Annotated in this window: 4 protein-coding genes; all 4 read right to left on the minus strand. The window is 60.7% G+C overall.

The genetic code is table 11. From position 1 onward, the window contains the following. Positions 1 to 99: 99 nt before the first annotated feature. The 4 genes from cmoB to PMI23_RS28395 all read right to left on the minus strand — a co-directional run bounded on the left by cmoB (position 100) and on the right by PMI23_RS28395 (position 3,036). Entirely contained in the window at positions 100 to 1,056 is a 957-nt protein-coding gene (cmoB, locus tag PMI23_RS28380) for a tRNA 5-methoxyuridine(34)/uridine 5-oxyacetic acid(34) synthase CmoB (RefSeq protein ID WP_007916814.1), read from the minus strand. Further along, entirely contained in the window at positions 1,053 to 1,796 is a 744-nt protein-coding gene (cmoA, locus tag PMI23_RS28385; RefSeq protein ID WP_007916813.1) for a carboxy-S-adenosyl-L-methionine synthase CmoA, read from the minus strand. The genes cmoB and cmoA overlap by 4 nt, the downstream gene beginning before the upstream one ends. Before the next feature lie 206 nt (positions 1,797 to 2,002). Then, a complete protein-coding gene (locus PMI23_RS28390; protein ID WP_177321078.1) occupies positions 2,003 to 2,641 on the minus strand; it encodes a lysoplasmalogenase in 639 nt (212 codons plus the stop codon). Positions 2,642 to 2,643: 2 nt separating this feature from the next. Beyond that, a complete protein-coding gene (locus PMI23_RS28395) occupies positions 2,644 to 3,036 on the minus strand; it encodes a protease inhibitor I42 family protein (protein ID WP_007916811.1) in 393 nt (130 codons plus the stop codon). Positions 3,037 to 3,127 lie beyond the last annotated feature (91 nt).

Genomic DNA, 3,127 nt, shown 5'->3' on the forward strand with positions numbered 1-3,127 from the left:
CCGAGTCGAACTCAAGTCTTGAAAAGCTCAACGATCAGCTCCCTCTCCTTGGGGAGAGGGCTGGGGTGAGGGGTGGGCTCACCGCGGTGATTGGTCGGATTACTTCTTCGCGACAATCACCGCGCGCATCGGCGCCGGCAATCCTTCGATGGTTTTGCTGTGGTCCTCGGGATCAAGGAAATCACTCAGCGACTGATACTTCATCCACTCAGTCCCGCGCTGTTCTTCCACCGTTGTCGTGCTCACATCCACGCAGCGAATATCGCTGAACCCGGCACGACGCAACCACAACTCCAGCGCCGGCACCGACGGCAGGAACCACACGTTACGCATCTGCGCGTAACGGTCTTCCGGCACCAGCACTTGATGCTTGTCGCCTTCCACCACCAACGTTTCCAGCACCAGTTCACCGCCCTTGACCAGGCAATCCTTCAGCGCCAGCAAGTGCTCGATCGGCGAGCGACGGTGATAGAACACGCCCATCGAAAACACGGTGTCGAAGCCTTCCAGGTTCGGCGGCAGGTCTTCGAACGGGAACGGCAGGTGCCAGGCATTCGGCTCGGACAGGTAACGCTGCACCGCCTGGAACTGGCAGAAGAACAGCCAGTTCGGGTCGACACCGATCACGCTGTTCGCGCCGGCGCCGAGCATGCGCCACATGTAGTAGCCGTTGCCGCAGCCGACATCGAGGATGCGTTTGCCTTTCAAATCCAGATGCGGGGCGACGCGCGACCATTTCCAGTCCGAGCGCCATTCAGTGTCGACGTGCACGCCGAACAGATCGAACGGCCCTTTGCGCCACGGCGACAAACCCATCAATGCAGTACGCATCTGCGCACGGGTTTCGTCGTCGCAATCGGTGTCGAGTTTCAGGCCATTGAGCAGATCGATTTCGCTCGGCTGAATTTTCGGCAAGGCATCCAGCGCACTTTGCCAGCGCTCCAGGTCGCCGTGACCTTTCTCCATTTTCTTGTCGAGTTGCGCCTGCAGGGTGTTGGCCCATTCGGCCAGCGGCGTGCCGGCCAGACGACGGGCGAGGGTGGACAGATCAATCATGGCAAGGCAATCAACGAGGCAAAGTTAAGACACTGGAACCACGGCACGACTTTCGAGAACCCGGCGGCCAACAGGCGTTCGCGGTGTTCTTCGAGGCTGTCGGGCTTCATGACGTTTTCGATGGCGCTGCGTTTCTGGGCAATCTCCAGTTCGCTGTAGCCGTTGGCGCGTTTGAAGGCGACGTGCAGATCGGTGAGCAGCGCGTGTTCTTCGGCATCGTTGAAGCGCAGCTTCTCCGAGAGGATCAGCGCGCCGCCCGGCAGCAGCGATTGGCGAATGCGCGAGAGCAACGCGGTACGCTGATCCGGGGCGATAAATTGCAGGGTGAAGTTCAGCGCCACCACCGAAGCAGGCTGAAAGTCGAGGGCGAGGATGTCGCCTTCGATCACTTCAACCGGCAGCAACTCCTGGAACATCGAATCCTGACCGTTGAGGTATTCGCGGCAGCGTTCGACCATCGCGGCAGAGTTATCCACAGCGATCACCCGGCAGCCGTCGGTGCGCACGTGACGGCGCAAGGCCTGAGTCACTGCACCCAGCGATGAACCGAGGTCGTAGAGCACGCTGTTCGGCTGGGCGAACTGTGCGGCGAGCACACCGAGGTTTTCGACGATGGTCGGGTAACCCGGCACCGAGCGCTTGATCATGTCCGGGAACACCCGCACCACGTCTTCATTGAAGGCGAAGTCAGGCACCTGGGCCAAAGGCTTGGCGAAAATACGATCGGGTTCTTTGCTCACGGCGGTTCCGGCGGTGTAAATGGAAAGGCCGGCATTTTAGCCAAAAGGGCGCGGGGATGCTTGGGTTGTCTGATAAAACGCGGGGATATTGCTCTGGTTGATCGTTCCCACGCTCTGCGTGGGAATGCCGCCCCGGACGCTCCGCGTCCCTGCGCAAATGACGCAGAGCGTCACAGGATGCATTCCCACGCGGAGCGTGGGAACGATCAGATCCGTTTGGTCTGGGAGAAAGCGGAGGCGGCGATGCCCCACTGGCCCAGCCAGTAGCTGAGGATGATGACGTATGGCGCGGCGTGGAATGGCGATACGAAGCGATCAATACCGATCACGCTGTCCGAGAACACAAACGCCAGCGCACCGCCCGCCGCTAGCAACGCCGAGCGTTTCGGCACATCGGTGCCCAAACGGGCCAGTGCGCGCCAGAGCATCGCGCTGATCGCCGTGCCATAAACAATCACCGGCACCAGCAATGGCCCAAGACCGCTGGAAATCAGAAGACCTAGCAGCATCGCGCCAACACCGAGGGCGAGCACCAGCGGCAACACCGCCAGACGCTTGCAGTCACTCAGATAAGCCTTCAGATAAGCCAGATGCGCAACCAGAAACGCGCCGAGGCCAAACACGAACAGATCGCCCGGCCACGCCAGCAACACATCACCCAGTAACGAGAAAATCAGACCGAGACTGATCCAGCGCCGATAGTCACTGGGTGGCGCGTCGTGCAGCCAGCCGAGCAATGCCAGCACCGGCAACGGTTTGACCAACAGGCACAGCAACGCCGCATGGGTGCTGACACCGTAGAGAAACGTCACCGCGCCCATCAGCGCCAGAATCAGCCAGCCCACGATCAATTTACCGAAATGGCGCAGTCAAAGGTTTCCACCGGCAGCACTTCCGGTGCCCACGGTTGTTGTGAAGTCAGGCGCAGGCGCCCGGTGCCGGGGGCGAAGGCCTGGAAGCGCCAGGTCGACAGACCTGCTGCGCCGACCACGCCAGCGTCTTCCGGATTGCTGTAGACCTCGGGGCTGAGTGCGCGCAATACACCGCCAGCCGAGTCCTGAATGGCCCAGCGATAACCCGTGGTCGGGTTGCTTGGCAGCATGATGATGAGGTTTTGCCCGTTAGTGAGCCGCACCGGGCATTCGCTTTGTTTTTCCACGGTCACGTTGTGTTTCGGTTGCGTGGCGCACGCGGCCAGCAATGAAAGGGCGAGGGGGAGAAACAGGCGAGTGGGGGACATAAGGTCAGTGGCTCCGGGTGTTCACGACGAACGGCGAGCATAACTGAAGATGAGACAAAGTGTGACAGTGCCAAGCCCTCACCCTAGCCCT

Origin of the sequence: Pseudomonas sp. GM24, assembly GCF_000282235.1 — a bacterium.
GTDB lineage: Bacteria > Pseudomonadota > Gammaproteobacteria > Pseudomonadales > Pseudomonadaceae > Aquipseudomonas.

Excerpts from the sequence above, each read along its gene's own strand:
- cmoB (WP_007916814.1), bottom strand. The coding sequence starts at position 1,056 with ATGATTGATCTGTCCACCCTCGCCCGTCGTCTGGCCGGCACGCCGCTG.
- PMI23_RS28395 (WP_007916811.1), bottom strand. The coding sequence starts at position 3,036 with ATGTCCCCCACTCGCCTGTTTCTCCCCCTCGCCCTTTCATTGCTGGCC.